Annotated in this window: 17 protein-coding genes; 5 read left to right on the top strand and 12 right to left on the bottom strand. The window is 69.4% G+C overall.

Going from position 1 to position 16679, the window contains the following annotated elements; genetic code table 11:
* Nucleotides 1-17 precede the first annotated feature (17 nt).
* From GV015_RS02305 to GV015_RS02335, 7 genes are all read right to left on the bottom strand, one after another.
* Nucleotides 18-914: a metal ABC transporter permease gene (locus tag GV015_RS02305; protein WP_159876301.1), complete on the bottom strand. Its 897-nt coding sequence runs from the start codon at nt 912-914 to the stop codon at nt 18-20.
* On the bottom strand, nt 911-1765 hold the full coding sequence (locus GV015_RS02310) for a metal ABC transporter ATP-binding protein (protein WP_079704167.1): 855 nt from the start codon (nt 1763-1765) through the stop codon (nt 911-913). The genes GV015_RS02305 and GV015_RS02310 overlap by 4 nt, the downstream gene beginning before the upstream one ends.
* The gene (locus GV015_RS02315; protein WP_159876303.1) at nt 1762-2736 is read right to left on the bottom strand and encodes a metal ABC transporter solute-binding protein, Zn/Mn family; all 975 of its coding nucleotides are present in this window, start codon (nt 2734-2736) and stop codon (nt 1762-1764) included. The genes GV015_RS02310 and GV015_RS02315 overlap by 4 nt, the downstream gene beginning before the upstream one ends.
* 115 nt (nt 2737-2851) lie before the next feature.
* The gene (locus tag GV015_RS02320) at nt 2852-4225 is read right to left on the bottom strand and encodes a dihydrolipoamide acetyltransferase family protein (RefSeq protein WP_124767695.1); all 1374 of its coding nucleotides are present in this window, start codon (nt 4223-4225) and stop codon (nt 2852-2854) included.
* A gap of 26 nt (nt 4226-4251) precedes the next feature.
* Nucleotides 4252-5232, bottom strand: coding sequence for an alpha-ketoacid dehydrogenase subunit beta (locus GV015_RS02325; protein WP_370282136.1), 981 nt, complete (start codon nt 5230-5232; stop codon nt 4252-4254).
* Complete coding sequence (locus GV015_RS02330; protein ID WP_086472326.1) at nt 5229-6368, bottom strand: thiamine pyrophosphate-dependent dehydrogenase E1 component subunit alpha; 1140 nt, start codon at nt 6366-6368, stop codon at nt 5229-5231. Before GV015_RS02330 ends, GV015_RS02325 begins: the two co-directional genes overlap by 4 nt.
* Complete coding sequence (locus tag GV015_RS02335; RefSeq protein WP_236555298.1) at nt 6365-7516, bottom strand: histidinol-phosphate transaminase; 1152 nt, start codon at nt 7514-7516, stop codon at nt 6365-6367. The genes GV015_RS02330 and GV015_RS02335 overlap by 4 nt, the downstream gene beginning before the upstream one ends.
* Before the next feature lie 100 nt (nt 7517-7616).
* Between GV015_RS02335 and GV015_RS02340 the strand changes: the two genes are divergently transcribed.
* Nucleotides 7617-8009, top strand: a complete 393-nt coding sequence (locus GV015_RS02340) for a phage holin family protein (RefSeq protein WP_159876305.1) — start codon at nt 7617-7619, stop codon at nt 8007-8009.
* 20 nt (nt 8010-8029) lie between these two features.
* Here GV015_RS02340 and GV015_RS02345 read toward each other — a convergent pair whose 3' ends face one another.
* Together GV015_RS02345 and GV015_RS02350 are read right to left on the bottom strand one after the other, a co-directional pair.
* Complete coding sequence (locus tag GV015_RS02345) at nt 8030-9601, bottom strand: hypothetical protein (RefSeq protein WP_159876307.1); 1572 nt, start codon at nt 9599-9601, stop codon at nt 8030-8032.
* Nucleotides 9598-9894: a hypothetical protein gene (locus GV015_RS02350; protein WP_079704174.1), complete on the bottom strand. Its 297-nt coding sequence runs from the start codon at nt 9892-9894 to the stop codon at nt 9598-9600. The genes GV015_RS02345 and GV015_RS02350 overlap by 4 nt, the downstream gene beginning before the upstream one ends.
* Nucleotides 9895-10074: 180 nt before the next feature.
* On the opposite strand from GV015_RS02350, the gene GV015_RS02355 reads away from it, so the two are divergent.
* Together GV015_RS02355 and purB are read left to right on the top strand one after the other, a co-directional pair.
* Nucleotides 10075-10602: a low molecular weight protein-tyrosine-phosphatase gene (locus GV015_RS02355; protein ID WP_079704175.1), complete on the top strand. Its 528-nt coding sequence runs from the start codon at nt 10075-10077 to the stop codon at nt 10600-10602.
* A complete protein-coding gene (purB, locus tag GV015_RS02360) occupies nt 10599-11981 on the top strand; it encodes an adenylosuccinate lyase (protein WP_159876309.1) in 1383 nt (460 codons plus the stop codon). Before GV015_RS02355 ends, purB begins: the two co-directional genes overlap by 4 nt.
* A gap of 193 nt (nt 11982-12174) precedes the next feature.
* Here purB and GV015_RS02365 read toward each other — a convergent pair whose 3' ends face one another.
* The 3 genes from GV015_RS02365 to GV015_RS02375 form a co-directional block, all read right to left on the bottom strand.
* A complete protein-coding gene (locus GV015_RS02365; RefSeq protein ID WP_056010480.1) occupies nt 12175-12441 on the bottom strand; it encodes a hypothetical protein in 267 nt (88 codons plus the stop codon).
* Nucleotides 12438-13097, bottom strand: a complete 660-nt coding sequence (locus tag GV015_RS02370; protein WP_201299331.1) for a hypothetical protein — start codon at nt 13095-13097, stop codon at nt 12438-12440. Before GV015_RS02370 ends, GV015_RS02365 begins: the two co-directional genes overlap by 4 nt.
* Before the next feature lie 70 nt (nt 13098-13167).
* Nucleotides 13168-14223 (bottom strand): nitronate monooxygenase family protein, encoded by a 1056-nt coding sequence (locus tag GV015_RS02375; protein ID WP_159876311.1) that lies wholly within the window; start codon nt 14221-14223, stop codon nt 13168-13170.
* A 124-nt stretch (nt 14224-14347) separates the two neighbouring features.
* On the opposite strand from GV015_RS02375, the gene GV015_RS02380 reads away from it, so the two are divergent.
* Together GV015_RS02380 and GV015_RS02385 are read left to right on the top strand one after the other, a co-directional pair.
* On the top strand, nt 14348-15127 hold the full coding sequence (locus GV015_RS02380) for a carbon-nitrogen hydrolase family protein (protein WP_201299332.1): 780 nt from the start codon (nt 14348-14350) through the stop codon (nt 15125-15127).
* 61 nt (nt 15128-15188) lie between these two features.
* A complete protein-coding gene (locus GV015_RS02385; protein ID WP_159876313.1) occupies nt 15189-16655 on the top strand; it encodes an APC family permease in 1467 nt (488 codons plus the stop codon).
* Nucleotides 16656-16679 lie beyond the last annotated feature (24 nt).

A 16679-nucleotide genomic window follows, 5' to 3' on the forward strand; every position in this document is an offset into this window, starting at 1 on the left:
TGCACGGTCCACGATCATCACGCGACCTTGGCGTGCCGCGTCTCGCCGACGGGTGCCCGACGACCACGTCGCCCGGACGCGGTGCGCGGCCCGACGATGCGGCAGACGAGGTAGATGAGGAAGGAGATCGTCGTGATGTAGGGGCTGATCGGAAGCGATCCACCGATGGCGAGCAGGATGCCGCCGACCGCCGAGACGAAGCCGAAGAGCATGCTCAGCACCGGGACGAGGACGGGCGACGACGACACCCTGAGCGCCGCGGCCGCAGGTGTCACGAGCAGTGCGAGGACGAGCAGCGCACCGATGATCTGCACCGACACCGCGACGGTGAGCCCGAGCAGCACCATGAAGGCGAGCGAGACGAACCGGCTCGGCACCCCACGCGCTGCGGCGACGTCCGGGTCGAGGCTGTCGAAGCTGAGGGGCCGCCAGAGGAGGAGGAGCGCTACCAGCACGACGATGCTGATGACGATGAGCAGGCCGAGCTGCGGGTCGTCGACCGAGACGATCTGCCCGGTGAGGAGCCCGAACTTGTTGGCACTCCGGCCCGGATAGAGCGCGAGGAACAGGATGCCGAGGCCGAGGCCGAACGGCATGAGCACCCCGATGATCGAGTTGCGGTCGCGCGCTTTGGAGCCGAGCAGGCCGATGAGGATCGCGGCGACGAGTGAGCCCGCGAGGGACCCGACGACGACGTTGGCCCCGAACAGCAGCGCACCCGCGGCGCCGGCGAAGGACAGCTCGCTGATCCCGTGCACCGCGAACGCCATGTCCCGCTGCATCACGAACACGCCGATGAGGCCGCCGACGATGCCCAGGACCGCGCCGGCGATGATCGAGTTCTGCACGAGTTCGAGGAGTGCGCCGTAGTCCTGGAAGTTGAACAGGCGTCCCCAGAGGTCGTCGGTGTTCATGCGCCGACCCCCACCGCACCGGTGTGCGGATCGTCGTGGTGATGGTGGTGGGTCTCGCTGTCGGGGATGCCGACCACGACGACCCGGCCGTGGCTGCGGAGCACGTCGACGGGCGTGCCGTAGAGCTCCGACAGCACCTCGCTGCGGAGCACCTCGTCGGGGGTGCCCTCCCGGAACCGGCCGCCCGCGAGGTACAGGATGCGGTCGACCATGGGGAGCACCGGGTTCACGTCGTGGGTGACGAAGACCACCGCGGTGTCGTGCTCGCGCCGACGACGGTCGATGAGTTCGCTGACCCCGCGCTGATGCTGGAGGTCGAGGCTGAGCAGCGGTTCGTCGCAGAGGAGGAGGATCGGGTCGTCTGCGAGCGCCTGGGCGACGCGGAGCCGCTGCTGCTCACCACCGGACAGGGTGCCCACCGCGCCGTCGGCGTAGGCGGTCGCGCCGACGGAGGCGATCAGCTCGTCGACCCGACGCTTCGTCGCCGCGGTGCGGATGGGGAGTCCGAAGCGGTGACCGTCGACGCCGAGGGCGACGAGATCGCGACCGCGCATCGGCGTGCCGGCGGGGATGAGCTTCTGCTGCGGGATGTAGCCGATGCGGCGGTCGCCGCGGTGCACCGGGCCTCCGGCGACCCTGATGGTCCCGCGGTCGAGCTGCTGCTGCCCGAGGATGGTGCGCAGCAGACTCGTCTTGCCGGAGCCGTTCGGGCCGAGCACGGCGAGGAACTCCCCCGGGCGCACCGAGAGGTCGAGGCCGTCCCAGAGCGTGCGTCCGCCGAAACCGAGCTCGGCCCCGGCGAGCGCCAGGACGTCGACGGGGCCTGAGTCGTTGGTCGGACCGCTGGTCATCGATTCAGGGCGTCCGCCACGGCGTCGACGTTCTCGGTCATCCACGAGAGGTAGTCCTTGCCGTCCGGGAGGGTCTCGGTGAATGACAGCACCGGCACGCCTGCGTTCTCCGCGGCGGTCTTGACCTGTTCGGTCTCGCCGCCACTCGTCTGCTCATTGTAGGCAAGCAGCGCGACCGATCCGCCGCCGAAGAGGTCGAGCGTCTCCTTGAGGACGGTCGGTGACACGTCGGTGCCCTCCTCGATCGCCTCGCTGAACGCCTCGGGGGTCCGGTTCACGAGTCCGGCGCCCTCGAGCAGGTAGAGCGGGACGGGCTCGGTGATGGCGACGCCCTCGCCGTCGTGTGCGGTCTTGATCGCGGCCTGGGCCGTCTCGATCGTGCCGAGGGACTCGGTGAAGGCCTTCGCGTTCGCGGTGTACGTGGCGGCGTTCCCGCTGTCGAGTTCGCCGAGCTCCTTGGCCAGCTCGTCGGCGAGCTTCGCCATCGTCGGGAAGCTGTACCAGACGTGCTCGTTGAAGCCCTCGATGTGGTCGTGGCCGTCGTCCTCGGCGTGCGCCTCATCCGTGTGCTGCTCGTCTGCGTGGTCGTCGTCCGGGGCGAGGCCCGACAGGTCGACGACGTTGACGACCTCGACGGACTCGTTCTTGGCTGCGTCGAGGAGCGTGTCGACGAACGGGTCGTAGCCGCCGCCGTTCTCGATGACGAGGTCGGCGTTCTTGATGGAGAGCTGGTCCTGCGTGCTCGCCTCGTAGGAGTGCGGGTCCTGGGCGGCCGAGGAGATGAGCGAGGTCACCTCGACGTCCTTGCCGCCGATCTTCGAAGCGATGTCGCCGTACACGTTCGTGGAGGCGACGATGTTGATCTTGCCATCGTCGGTCGCGCTCGACGCGCCGCTGCCGGAGCAGCCCGCGAGGACGAGGGCGGCTGCCGGGAAGATGGCCAAGGCTGGGAGCAGGGTGCGAGCGCGCATTGATGAACCTTCTCGATCGGGGTGAGAGCACCAACGCTACGCCTATTGATACTGATTCTCAAAATCGCCCTTCGACGGGCTCAGGGACCGAAGAGATGACTCAGGGGCCCGGTGCTCAGTCGAGCAGCAGCGCCGGCTCCTCGATGATCGACGCGACGTCCGCCAGGAAGCGGCTCGCGACGTCGCCGTCCACCACGCGGTGATCGAAGGAGGCGCCGAGCGTCGTCACGAACCGACTGCGCACCTCGCCGTCGACGACCCACGGCTTCTGCTTGATCGTGCCGAGCGCGACGATGCCGACCTCGCCCGGGTTGAGGATCGGGGTGCCGGTGTCCATGCCGAAGACACCGATGTTCGTCACCGTGATCGTGCCGTTCTGCTGGTCGGCCGGCGGCGTCTTGCCGTCGCGGGCCGTGAGGGTGAGGGTCTCGAGGGCTCGCGCCAGCTCGAGCAGGCTCATCGCCTGCGCCTCCTTGACGTTCGGGACGATCAGTCCGCGCGGTGTCGCGGCGGCGACGCCGAGGTTCACGTAGTGGCGGACGATGATCTCCTGGTCGGTCCACTCGCTGTTGACCGTGGGGTTGCGGCGGACCGCCCAGATCATCGCCTTGGCCATGATGAGCAGCGGCGAGACCTTGACGCCGGCGAAGTCCGTCGAGTTCTTCAGGCGCTTGACGAACTCCATCGTGCGCGTCGCGTCGACGTCGACGAAGAGGGAGACGTGCGGCGCGGTGAAGGCGCTGCGGGTCATGGCCGTCGCGATGGCTTTGCGGACGCCCTTGACCGGGATGCGCTCCTCGCGCTCGTCGGCCCACTCCGGCGTCTCGATGTTGCGGAACACGCTCGCCTGGCTGGCCTCGCGGATGACGTCGTCGCGGGTGATCTCACCCGCGAGCCCGGTGCCTTCGATGGCCGTGAGATCGACCTCGAGGTCCTTCGCGAGCTTCCGGATGGGCGGCTTGGCGATGACCGGCAGCGCGGACGCGGCGGGGATGCTCGACGGCGGCTGGCGGCGCACGGGCGGCTGCGGGGTGACGGCCGGGCTCGCCGGCTCGACGACCGGCGTCGCGCCACGGCCACGGCGACGGCTCGAGGTGCTGCCGGCGCTGCCGTACCCGACGAGCACGGCACCAGGGCGCGGCTCTTCGGCAGGAGAGACGCTCGCTGCGGTGTCAGCGGCCAGCGTGGCCTCCTCCGACTCGACGACCGCCGGTGCGGGCACGGTCGGCTCGGCGGTCGCTGCCCCACCACCGGTGCTCACGCTGATGATGGGCGTCCCGACATCGACGGTCTGGCCCTCCTCGACGAGCAGAGCGCCGACAGTGCCGGCGAACGGCGACGGGAGTTCGACGAGCGACTTCGCGGTCTCGATCTCGACCAGCACCTGGTTGACCGAGACGGCGTCGCCCGGCGCTACCTTCCATGCGACGATCTCGGCCTCGGTCAGGCCTTCGCCGACGTCCGGCAGTTCGAACTGGAGATCACTCATCGTGGTTCCTCGTCTTCCTTCGGTGTTCAGTACGCCAGCGAGCGATCGACGGCCTCGAGGATGCGGTCGGCATCCGGGAGGTAGACGCCTTCGAGCTTCGCCGGCGGGAACGGGGTGTCGAACCCGGACACCCGAAGAACGGGTGCCTCGAGCGAGTAGAAGGCACGCTCGGTGACGGTCGCCGCGATCTCCGAGCCGACGCTCGTGAAGCCGGGCGCCTCCTGCACATAGACGAGGCGGCCGGTCCGGCGGACGGATTCGACGAGCGGGTCGTAGTCGATGGGCGACAGCGAGCGCATGTCGACGACCTCGACGCTCGTGCCCTCGGTGGCGGCGAGTTCCGCCGCCTGCAGCATGACGCTCACGATCGCGCCGTGTCCGGCGAGGGTGACCTCCGTGCCGGTGCGGACGATGCGGCTACCGTGCAGTGGCGCGGCCGAGCCGTCGAGGTCGACCTCGCCCTTCGGCCAGTAGCGGCTCTTCGGCTCGAGGAAGACGACCGGGTCGTTCGAGGCGATGGCCTCCTGGATCATCCAGTAGGCGTCGTTCGGGGTCGACGGGCTGACGACGCGCAGACCGGCGGTGTGGGCGAAGTACGCCTCGGGGCTCTCCTGGTGGTGCTCGACCGCGCCGATGTGTCCGCCGTAGGGGATCCGGATGACGACAGGCATCTGCAGCTTGCCCTCGTGCCGGTTGGTGAGCTTCGCGAGCTGCGTCGTGATCTGGTTGAAGGCCGGGAACACGAAGCCGTCGAACTGGATCTCGCACACCGGACGGTAGCCGCGCATGGCGAGGCCGATCGCGGTGCCGACGATGCCGGACTCCGCAAGCGGGGTGTCGAGCACGCGGTCGCCGCCGAACTCGGCGTGCAAGCCCTCGGTGACGCGGAAGACGCCGCCGAGCGGGCCGATGTCCTCGCCCATCAGCAGGACCTTGTCGTCCTCGGTCATCGCCTTGCGCAGGCCGGCGTTCAACGCCTTCGCCATCGGCATGGTGGTCATCGTCATGCGTTGCCTCCTTCGAGCGAGGCCTCGTAGCGTTCGAGCCAGGCCTGCTGCTCGACCATGAGTGGGTGCGGTTCGGAGTAGACGCCCTCGAACATGAGCTCGGGACCGGGCGCCTCGAGTGCGAGCGTGCGCACGCGGGTGTCCTCGGCGAGCGCAGCGGCCTCCTCGTCGACCTCGGCGAAGAACGCGTCCGAAGCGCCGAGCCCCTGGAGGTACGTCTTGAACCGGACGATCGGGTCGCGGGCGATCCAGGACTGGAGTTCGTCGTCGGTGCGGTACTTCGTCGGGTCGTCGCTCGTGGTGTGGGCGCCGACCCGGTAGGTCATCGCCTCGATGAGGCTCGGGCCGTGGCCGGCGCGGGCGTCGTCGAGGTGCTTCGCCGCCGTCGCGTAGCTCGCGAGGACGTCGTTGCCGTCGATGCGGACGCTGTCGAGGCCGAACCCGGCGGCGCGCTGGTAGAGCGGCTCGCGGGCCTGGCGGGAGACGGGGACGGAGATGGCCCACTGGTTGTTCTGCAGGAAGAACACCTGCGGCGTCTGGTAGCTGGCGGCGTAGATGTACGCCTCGTTCGCGTCACCCTCGGAGCTCGAGCCGTCGCCAAAGTAGACGAGCACGGCCGTGTCGCGGTCGGGGTCGCCGGTGCCGACGGCCTTGTCGAAGTTCAGGCCCATCGCGTAGCCGGTCGCGTGCAGGGTCTGAGCGGCGAGCACGAGGGTGTACAGGTGCATGTTGCCGTTGGACGGATCTGCCGGGTCCCAGCCGCCGTGCGTGTTGCCGCGCATGAGGCGGACGATGTCGATGGGGTCGACACCGCGGATCATCGCGACGACGTGTTCGCGGTAGGAGGGGAAGATGTGGTCCTGGGCTCGCGCCGCACGGGCCGAACCGACCTGTGCCGCCTCCTGCCCGTGACTCGGCGGCCACAGCGCCATCTGGCCCTGGCGCTGCAGGTTCGTCGCCTCGATGTCGAAGGCGCGGACGTTCGCCATGTCTCGGTAGAACTGCTGCAGGTCGGTCTCGGTCAGGCGATCGAGGAACGGCTGATAGCGCTCCGCGTGTTCGTTCGGCGCGAAGGTGCCGGCCGCGTCGATAAACTGGACGCTGGGCACGGTGGGGTCGTCTCCGGAACGGCTCATCGTGAGCGCACTCCCTCTCGTGTCGGGTGGTCGGCCGGCAGTCCGGCGAGGATCTCTGCAGCGGCGGCGAGGAGCGGTTCGATCGACTCGGCTTCACCGATCGAGATGCGGACGCCGTCGCCGGGGAAGGCGCGGCCGACGATGCCGTGCGCGAGGAAGGTCTCGTTCGCCGCGGCCGTCTGCTCGCCGAGGCCGAACCAGACGAAGTTGCCCTGTGCCGCGGGGATGAACCAGCCCTGCTCGCGGAGTGCGGCGGCGAGGTCGTCGCGTCGTGCGGTGATGACCGCGACGCGGGCTCGGATGTCTTCGGCGTTCGCGAGTCCGGCGATGGCCGCCTGCTGCGCCGGCGCGGTGCTGGAGAGCGGGATGGCCGCGTTACGGGCGCCGTTGAGAACGAGCTCGTGGCCGATGGCCCAGCCGACGCGGAGGCCGGCGAGTCCGTAGGCCTTCGAGAAGGTGCGGAGCACGACGAGGTTCGGGTGCTCGTCGAGGAGCGGGATGCCGTTGACGGCGTCATCGTCGGTGACGAACTCGCGGTAGGCCTCGTCGAGGAGGACGAGCACGTCGGACGGCACGGAGCGGAGGAAGGCGAGGAAGGCGGCGCGCTCGACGACCGGGCCCGTGGGGTTGTTCGGCGTGCAGACGATGACGACGCGGGTTCGGTCGGTGACGGCTGCGGCCATCGCCTCGAGGTCGTGGGAGCCGTCGGGCCGGTTCGGGACGCGCACCGACGTCGCTCCGGCGACGGTCACGAGACCGGGGTAGGCCTCGAAGGAGCGCCAGGCGAAGACGACTTCGTCTCCCGGACCGGCGGTCGCGGTGATGAACTGGCTGAGGAGTGCGACCGAGCCCGCCCCGATGTGGATGCGTTCCGGCGTGACGCCGTTGGTTTCGGCGAGCGCCGTGCGCAACGCGAGTGCGGCGCCGTCGGGGTAGCGGTGGGAGTGCGCAGCCGTGTCGGTGATGGCCGAGAGGACGGCGTCGAGCGGCGGGAACGGGACCTCGTTGCTGGAGAGCTTGAAGGCGTCGGGTGCGGCCGGCTTGCCCTGGCGGTAGGGCGGCAGATCTGCGATCTCCGGACGGAGACGGACCGGGCTCCGGCCCGGCTGAGCGGCCGGCTGGGCGGTGGTTGGCAGGTTGTCACTCACTCGACGAGTCTAGGCCGCGAAGGATACCTGCGTCGGAATGCAGTGCGCCGGTCCGAATCGGCCCTTTGCCCGCCGTGGCAAGGGTGGGAGGATTGCCGTCATGGGACGTTTTCTGCTGAACCTGATCGTCAACGGCTTCGCCATCTGGGTCACCACCCTCATCGTCGCCGGTGTGAACGTGACACCGTACGCGCCCGGCGGCACGCTCGAGACGATCCTGACCTTCGCGCTCGTCGCCCTCATCTTCGCGGTCGTGAACACCATCATCGGCTCGGTCATCAAGGTGCTCGCGTTCCCCCTCTACATCCTCACGCTCGGCCTGATCGGGCTCCTCATCAACGGGCTCCTCCTCCTCATCACCGCAGGCATCAGCGGCTGGTTCGGCTTCGGCCTGACCGTCGACGGCTTCTGGTGGGGCGTCCTCGGGGCGATCGTCATCTCGATCGTGAACTGGCTGCTCGGCATCGTCATCCGCCCGAAGACGCGCGACTGACACTCAGCTCCACCACCCGGTCACGGGAGGACCTTGTCGGCCCGGTACATGATCCGCTCCCCTTCATCGGCCAGTCCGTCGAGCGGACGAAGGGCATCTCTGACGCCCGGGTCGCTCGAGCCGTCCAGTAGTCGGGCGGTGTCGAGGTAGTTCCGCGCCAGATGCGCCGGGACCGGTTCGTCGACTCCGTCGGCGGGAGGCGGGGGCGGCCCACCGTCATACAGTGAACGCCGCGCCACTCGCCCACCGTCAACCGGTTCCGCCCGTTCCCCGGACAGCGCCGGGACCGGATCCTCCTCGTGCTGCACGTGCAACGCTGGGACGTCCTCAGGGAGATCGATCGTCTCGACGGGCGCCCCGAAGGTGACGACCGACGAGTCGTACTGGCCTGAAGCGCCGATGGCCGCTGCGACGATCCCTCCCTGGGAGTACCCGACGTGCATGACGCGCGCTCCCTCCGGGATCCCTGCCTGTCTCATGGCTTCCATCGTCGCTTGCACGCTCTCCGCCGCCGCACCTGCGACAGCGTTCAGGTTGCTCCGAGCGTCCCATGGCTCAGTCGAACCCGGCACGGGGAGCATCTCGACGGTTCCGCCGGACCAGACGATCCAGACGTCTTCGCCGTTCTCGTCGACGTGGTGTTCGATCCTGATCTGCGGGGCGCCAGGAGCGTTCCCCGGCATCCGCTCCATGAGTTCGGACGGGCTACGCGGCGGCCCCATGGCCGCCCATGGTTGAGCTGCCGGCGCTCCGGCCGGCGCCGTCCATCCGGGTGGACGGATCGGCTTGACGTCGACCGGTGCCGGCGTGAAGATCCCGCTCGTGTCTGCTCCACGGGCGATGAGCAGCGCGACACCGGCGACCCCGCCGGACGTCCGCGGGTCGTAGTCGCGCAGGAACGGGACGGGTGCACCAGCGGCTCCGGTCAGCGCATCGTCGACCGAGGAGACGAACGTCCGCAGCAGACGTGCAGTCGCAGCAGAGGATCCTAGGTTCCGCAGGGTCCGCTGTGCCGTCGCCTCGAGTGCAGGCCAGACCTTCGGGTTGAGCGAGATGAGGGCGAAGGCGGCCACGGCCGGCGCAACGAACGGAACGAGAAGCGACCGCCCCCAGGTGACCGCCATGTCCTCCATGAACTGCGCCTCGCCAGGCGCCACCTGCTTGTCGGTCTCATGGAACCGCACCACCGTGCCGACGACAGCCCCGAGGACCCACGCACCCGCACCCGCGATCGACTCGAACAGTTCAGACACCCCGCGCTCGAGTGCCCCATACGCTTCGGCACCGAGCGTGAGCTGCCCGCTCAGACGTTCAGCATCGACCGCGGCGTCCCGCAGGGCGGAGGCTGCGCGCATCGCAGCCTCCCCGCCCGCACTGGACGGTGTTGAGGACGACGAAGGGTCGAGCCACGGACGCGCGAGCGCAGTCGGGATGGCGGTGCCGGTGTCCGCTGAACCGGCGACCGCCTCGACCTGGGACGCCGCGTCGAGACACCACTCGGCGAGGGCGGCGGTGACCCGCGCGAGATGCAGCTGGTCGTCGGTCGCCACGGCCGTGGAGCCGCCTCCGCTCAGAACGACGTCGTCACTCATCCGCGTCCATCCGCCACGGCACTCGTCGCGGCCCCGCGAGCGATGCCTGCACCGACATCGAGCGCGGCTGCGGCAGCACGCAAGTGCTGAGCGAGCTCATCCGCACTCCACCCGAACACCGTGGCCGCTGGGCCCGACCACCGCGCCCCGGCACGCGCGTCCCCCAGCGTCGTCATCCAGACCTCGAGGTCGAACATCACGGATTCGAGACGAAGCGACCGCAATTCGAGCACGGCGACCGACTCCTCGAGGCTCTCCTCGGCCGAGCACATCCTGATGCCATCGTCGTCCATCCCCGCCGTCCCCTCTGTGCTGATCCCGCGCCAGCCACAGCTCTCGACTCTGCCGGAGCACCGCCGATCGCCAGAGGCGCCGTCCGTTCGATGTGGAGGGGATGTCGCTCGCGGGGACTGTGGAGCGGAGTCAGCTGAGAACGGTTCGACGGCTCGGGCGCGGTCGGCCAGAATAGACGCATGAACACCCTCGGGGAGGCCGACCCCGGCACGACCCCGTTCCGCGTGTGCTTCGTCTGCGCGGGCAACATCTGTCGATCCCCGATGGCCGAGAGCGTCTTCACCGACCTCGTCGCGGCCGCCGGGCTGGAGCGGGTCGTGGAAGTCTCCTCCGCCGGCACCGGCGACTGGCACGTCGGCGAGCACGCCGACCACCGCACGGTCACCGCACTGCGAGCGCACGGCCACGACGCCACCGCCCACCGGGCCAAGCAGTTCGACCCCGACCGCTTCGACAGCTACGACCTCGTCGTCGCCCTCGACCGCAGTCACGAACGCATCCTGCGGGCCTGGGCGGGCAACGACGCCGACCGTTCCAAGGTGCACCTGCTCCTGAGCTTCGACAGCACCTCCGGGACCCGCGACGTGCCCGACCCCTATTACTCGGACGCCCAGATGTTCGAGACCGTCCTCGGCATGATCGACCATGCCTGCAGATCCCTCTTCCACCAGCTCGAACCAGCACTGACCCAGGGAGCCACCCCATGACCGAATTCCCCGCCCAACCGCTCAGCCCGCTCGACGGTCGCTACCGCCCCGCCGTGACGGCGCTCGGAGAGTATCTCTCGGAGGCCGGCCTGAACCGCGCCCGCGTGCAGGTCGAGGTCGAGTGGCTCGTCTACCTCACCGAGCACTCGATGTTCGGCTCCTCCCCGCTCACCCCGGCGGAGATCGAACAGCTCCGCGCGCTCTACCTCGACTTCGGCCAGGCCGACATCGACTGGCTCGCCGAGAAGGAGGCCGTCACGCGTCACGATGTGAAGGCCGTCGAATACCTCGTGCGCCACCGCCTGTCCGAGCTCGGTCTCGACCGCATCGCCGAACTCACCCACATCGCCTGCACGAGCGAGGACATCAACAACCTCTCCTACGCGCTCACCGTGTCGCAGGCCGTCCGCGCCATCTGGCTGCCGAAGCTGCGACTCGTCCTCGACTCCCTGCGCACCAAGGCCGTCGACTTCCGGGCCGTCCCGATGCTCGCCCGCACGCACGGCCAGCCGGCGACGCCCACCACGATGGGCCGCGAGCTCGCCGTCACCGTCTACCGACTCGAGCGCATCGCCCTGCAGATCGAGGCGAACGAGTACCTCGGCAAGTTCTCCGGCGCGACCGGCACCTTCGCCGCCCATGTCGTCGCCGATCCCGATGCGGACTGGCCCGCCATCTCGCGCGAGTTCGTCGAAGGACTCGGCCTCGACTGGAACCCGCTGACGACGCAGATCGAGTCGCACGACTGGCAGGCGGAGCTCTACGGCAAGATCTCCCACGCCAACCGCGTGCTGCACAACCTCGCCACGGACATGTGGACGTACATCTCCATTGGCTACTTCCGGCAGATCCCGGTCGCCGGCGCCACCGGCTCGTCGACCATGCCGCACAAGGTCAACCCGATCCGTTTCGAGAACGCCGAGGCCAACCTGGAGCTGTCGAGCGCGATCCTCGACTCCCTCGCCGCCACCCTCGTCACCTCGCGACTCCAGCGCGACCTCACCGACTCGAGCGCCCAGCGCAACATCGGTGTCGGGTTCGGCCACTCGCTGCTCGCCCTCGACAACATCCTCGGCGGCCTCGGACAGATCGACCTCGCGGAGGACGTGCTCGCCGCGGACCTCGACAACAACTGGGAGGTGCTCGCGGAGGCCATCCAGACGGTCATCCGCGCCGAGGTGACCGCGGGTCGCTCGAGCATCGAGGACCCCTACGCGCTCCTCAAGGAGCTCACGCGCGGCAAGCGTCTCGGGCAGGCGGAGCTCGTCGAGTTCGTCTCCAAGCTCGACATCGGCGACGCCGCGAAGCAGCGCCTGCTCGAGCTCACCCCGGCGACGTACCTCGGGCTCTCCGACGACCTGGTGGACTACCTGCCGTAGGTCGCCCATCGACAGGCTCGGGGAACGGGAGACCGATCACCGAGCCTGTCGGCGTGCGCCCTTCGACAGGCTCAGGGACCGGAAGGGACGCTCAGGGACCGGAAGGGACGCTCAGGGACCGGAGGGAACGCGCGGGACCCGGCAAGACGCCGAAGGACCGGAGGGAGCGCTCAGGGCCGGAAGGACGAGACGGTCAGTGGCCGGAGGGGCGCGGCGGACGCTTGTCGTCGCCGTCCTGCTCGTCGAGGTCGAGCTTCTCCTGGAAGTCGGGCTTCACGGCGAGCGCCAGCATCGCGAGGACGACGAGCGAGGCGATGAACGCGATGCCCAGGCCGATGAGCGACAGGACGATCTCGCGGGTCGACATCAGGACGACGACGCCGGTGAAGACCCCCATGACGCCCGAGAGCACGAGGAGCTCGATCGGCCGCAGGACGTCGTCGCGGTTGGGCTTGCTCATGATGCGGCTCCAGCCGTGCCGGTGGTGTCGTCGGTGGCTGCGCCGGTGACCGGGCGCTTGCCCGCCCACCGCAGCGACAGTCCGCCGATGACGAGGTAGACGCCGATGATCGCGGCGTATGCCCCGACGAGGCCGACGACGACGATGTCCGCACGGAGGACACCCTCGACACCTCCCGGGGCGGCGAATCGCTGCTCGAGTCCGGGCGGGACGAGGAGCGTCGCGATGGCGAGCAGCACCGTGAAGGCACCGACCGCGGTCCAGTCCTTCGCCGCGGCGAGGCGTCCGCGCCAGCGGATCCCGCTGTACAGCTCGAGGAATCCAGTGAGGGCCGCCCACAGGGTGACGACATAGAGGAAGATGCTCAGCCCGCCGCCGCTCACGAGCAGCGAGAAGACGCCGGTCACGACGCCGATGAGGCCCTGGCCGAGGAAGAACGCGCGCGTCACGGTGTCGGAGAAGTTCGGGAACGCGAAGGCGCCGACGATCGCTCCGGACAGCAGCGTGAAGACCCCGAAGACCACGAGGCCGAACTGCGAGGAGTGGCCCTGCGTGAAGGTGACGACCCCCGCCGTGGCGAGCGCGATCACCGCACGCAGGATCGGGACCATCCAGTACCGATCGTGCTTGGCGCCGTCGAACGGAATGCTGGGCACGGTGAACGTCTCATCTCTTGCAGGAAGTCCCTTCCAGCTTACGCGGTCCTGCGGGCGACGCGGACCGGGGTCAGGGCGCCCTGGGTGGGACCGACAGGCCCGCGGCGAGTTCCGCGAAGACGGACTCGGCATCGGCCCGATCCCGGGTCAGCAGTGACGCCTGCCCAGCCCAGAAGCCCTGGAGGTCCGCGACGCCCCGCTCGGAGGCGATGGTGCGGAACCGACCGGTCAGCCAGTTCTGGACCGGGAACGGGGCGACGACCCCCGAGGCCTCGATCTGGCGCAGCACCCGGTTCGGGACACCCCGGCCGAGCCTGCCGCTCATCGCGCGCGTGAGGACGGTACCGTCGGCGGGCGTCGAGACGATGGCCGCCCGATGCTCGGCCGTCGCCGCGGAGACGCTCGTGCGGAGGAAGGCGGTCCCGACCTGCACACCGGCGGCGCCGAGCGCCCGTGCGGCGGCGACACCACGTCGGTCGGCGATACCGCCGGCGGCGATCACCGGGACGTCCAAAGCGTCGACGAGTTGCGGGATCAAGGCGACCAGACCGACGAGGGAGTCCTCGGCCGCTCGCCGGAACGAGACGCGGTGGCCGCCGGCCTCCATGCCCGTGCCGACGACGACGTCGACGCCGCCCTCCTGCAGGGCGAGTCCCTCGGCAACCGTGGTAGCCGTCCCGACCACGACGATGCCCTGCTCGTGCGCTGCGTCGACCACCGGCCGCGGTGGAACCCCGAAGACGAAGCTGACCACGGCGGGCCGTGCCTCCAGGACGGCCTCGATCTGCTCGTCGAAGGGCGGCACGTACCGGGCCGGGCGATCGGGCAGCTCGAGCGACAACTCGTCGAACACGGGTCGGAGCGCCTCGACCGCGGCTGCGAAGGACGCCTCGGAGTCGTCGGGCGACAGCTCGTCTCCACGCGGCAGCCACAGGTTCAGTGCGAAGGGCGCCGCGGTCCGCTCGCGGAGCGCCGTGACCGTCCGCTCGATGCGTTCGGCGTCGTAGCCGTACAGGCCGAAGGAACCGAGGCCGCCCAGCTCACTCACCGTCGCGGTGAGTTCGACGGAGGACAGGCCTCCGAAGGGGCCGAGCACGATCGGGACGTCGATAGGAAGGGCACGCACGCCACCAGTATGTCCCGCCCCTCTTGCGGGCGAAACCGGATCGAAACATGATGGACATCAAACAACTCACTTTGAGCTGTTTACTGAGTGCATCGACGCACACCCATAGAGGAGCTCCACCGCCATGACGCTGACCATCGCCGGACTGCAGCACCACGGCGTCCTCGGAGACGTCGAGGCGAACCTCGCGCTCGTCGCCGACGCCGCCCGACAGGCATCGGATCGCGGCGCGGATCTGCTCGTCACCCCCGAGATGTTCATCACCGGCTACAACCTCGGCGACCGCCTCGCCCCGCTCGCCACCCCGGAGCTGATCGACCGGGTCGCCGCCATCGCCGGCGAGACCGGGATCGCGATCCTCGCCGGCCTCCCCGAACCGCTCCCCGGCGGAGCCGTCGCGAACGCCCTCGTCCTCGTCGGTCCTGACGGGACGGAGCTACTCCGCTACCGCAAGACGCACCTGTTCGGCGAGCTGGACCGACAGCTCTTCGTAGCCGGTGACACCCTCGCACCGACCGTCGACCTGGGTGGCGTCCGCGTCGCCGTCCTCATCTGTTACGACGTCGAGTTCCCCGAGACCGTCCGCGCGGCGGCCCTCGACGGCGCCGACGTCGTGATCGTCCCCACCGCGCAGATGGAGCCCTACGCGCACATCGCCGAGCGGCTCATCCCGGTGCGCGCCTGGGAGAACCAGGTCCACCTCGTCTACGTCAACCGCGTCGGCTCCGAAGGGGACCTCACCTACGTCGGCCGCAGCAGCATCGTCGGCCCGGACGGCGTGGTCCTCGACGCGCTCGACGCGGACGCCGTCGGTCTCATGATCGCCACGATCGATCCCGAGGCCACCAAGCGCGCCAGGCAGGAGAACCCCTACCTCGCCGACCGCCGCGCCGAGCTGTATTGAAGGACCCCGTCCCTCCTCCCCTCCCCCTCCGAGTCCCCAGACTCCCCTGGAAAGTGACCTCATGACCGTGAACCCCATCGCCGAGCCGCGTCAGCGCCTCGACGGCCAGCTCGGTACCGGCTCCATCGTCTTCATGGTGATCGCCGCCGCCGCACCACTCACCGTGATCGGCGGCAACGTCCCCATCGCGATCGGCACCGGCAACGGCGCCGGAGCCCCGATCGGCTTCGCCCTCGCCGCCGTGATCCTCCTCGTCTTCTCCGTCGGCTTCGTCACCATGACGCCGTTCGTCCGCGAAGCCGGCGCGTTCTTCTCCTATGTGACGGCCGGACTCGGCTCTCGCCTCGGTCTGGGTTCCGCGTTCACCGCACTCGTCGCCTACACGGCGATCCAAGTGGGCGTGTACGGCTACATGGGGTGGGCGCTCGACGACCTCGTCACGTACTTCGGCGGCCCGAGCCTGCCCTGGTGGCTGTACTCCTTCGCGACGATGGCGATCGTGGCGGTGCTCGGCTACCGGCACATCGACCTGAGCGCGAAGGTGCTCGGCATCGCCCTGACGCTCGAGATCCTCGTGGTCGTCGTGCTCGACGTCGTCATCTTCGCGACGGGCGGCGCGGACGGCATCGCGGTCGAGACCTTCGACCCCGCCAACATCTTCACCGGTGGAATCGGCGTCGCCGTGCTCTTCGCCCTCACCGGTTTCATCGGATTCGAGGCGACCGCGGTCTTCCGAGACGAGGCGCGCAACCCGGAACGCACCATCCCGCGAGCAACGTACCTGGCCGTCGTCATCATCGGTGTGTTCTACGCCATCTCCTGCTGGGCGCTCGTGACGGGCGTCGGCGCGGGGAACGCCGTCGCGGTCGCCCAGCAGACGCTCGCCGGCGAGGGCAACCTCCTGCTCGACACGACGACGACCTACCTCGGCCCGATCATGCGCGATGTCGTCCAGGTGCTGCTCATCACGAGCCTGTTCGCGTGCGTGCTGTCCTTCCACAACGTCATCGCGCGCTACCAGTTCACACTGGCGCAGAAGTCGGTGCTGCCCGCCCGCCTCGGCCGGCGCCACCCCGCACACCACTCCCCGTCGACCTCCTCGATCGTGCAGACGGTGACGGCGGCCATCGTCCTCGCAGCACTCGCACTCGCCGGCCTCGACCCGCTCGTCGGGGTCTTCGGATCCATGGCCGGGGTGGCGACCGTCGGGATGGTGCTGCTCATGCTGACGACCTCGATCGCCGTCCTCGTGTTCTTCGCGCGCCGACCCGAGCTGGTCGCCGGCCGCACCTGGGGTGCGCGGGTGTTCCCGATCCTCGCGGTGGTCGGACTCGCGTTCGCGCTGTGGCTCGTGCTGTCGAACTTCACGCTCGTCACCGGCGGAAGCGTCACCGTGAGTGTCGTGCTCGCCCTCATCCCCGTGGTCGCCATGCTGATCGGTATCGTGTTGGGGAAGCGGTTCCCCCTGGACGCCGAGCCGGACGGCGCGGTGAGCGAGGCGACCGCCGACCAACCGACCGCCGGCTGAACCAGGGTCGCGGAGTCGATCAGC

It is taken from the genome of Plantibacter sp. T3 (assembly GCF_902506515.1).
In the GTDB taxonomy this organism is placed as follows: Bacteria; Actinomycetota; Actinomycetes; order Actinomycetales; family Microbacteriaceae; genus Plantibacter; species Plantibacter auratus.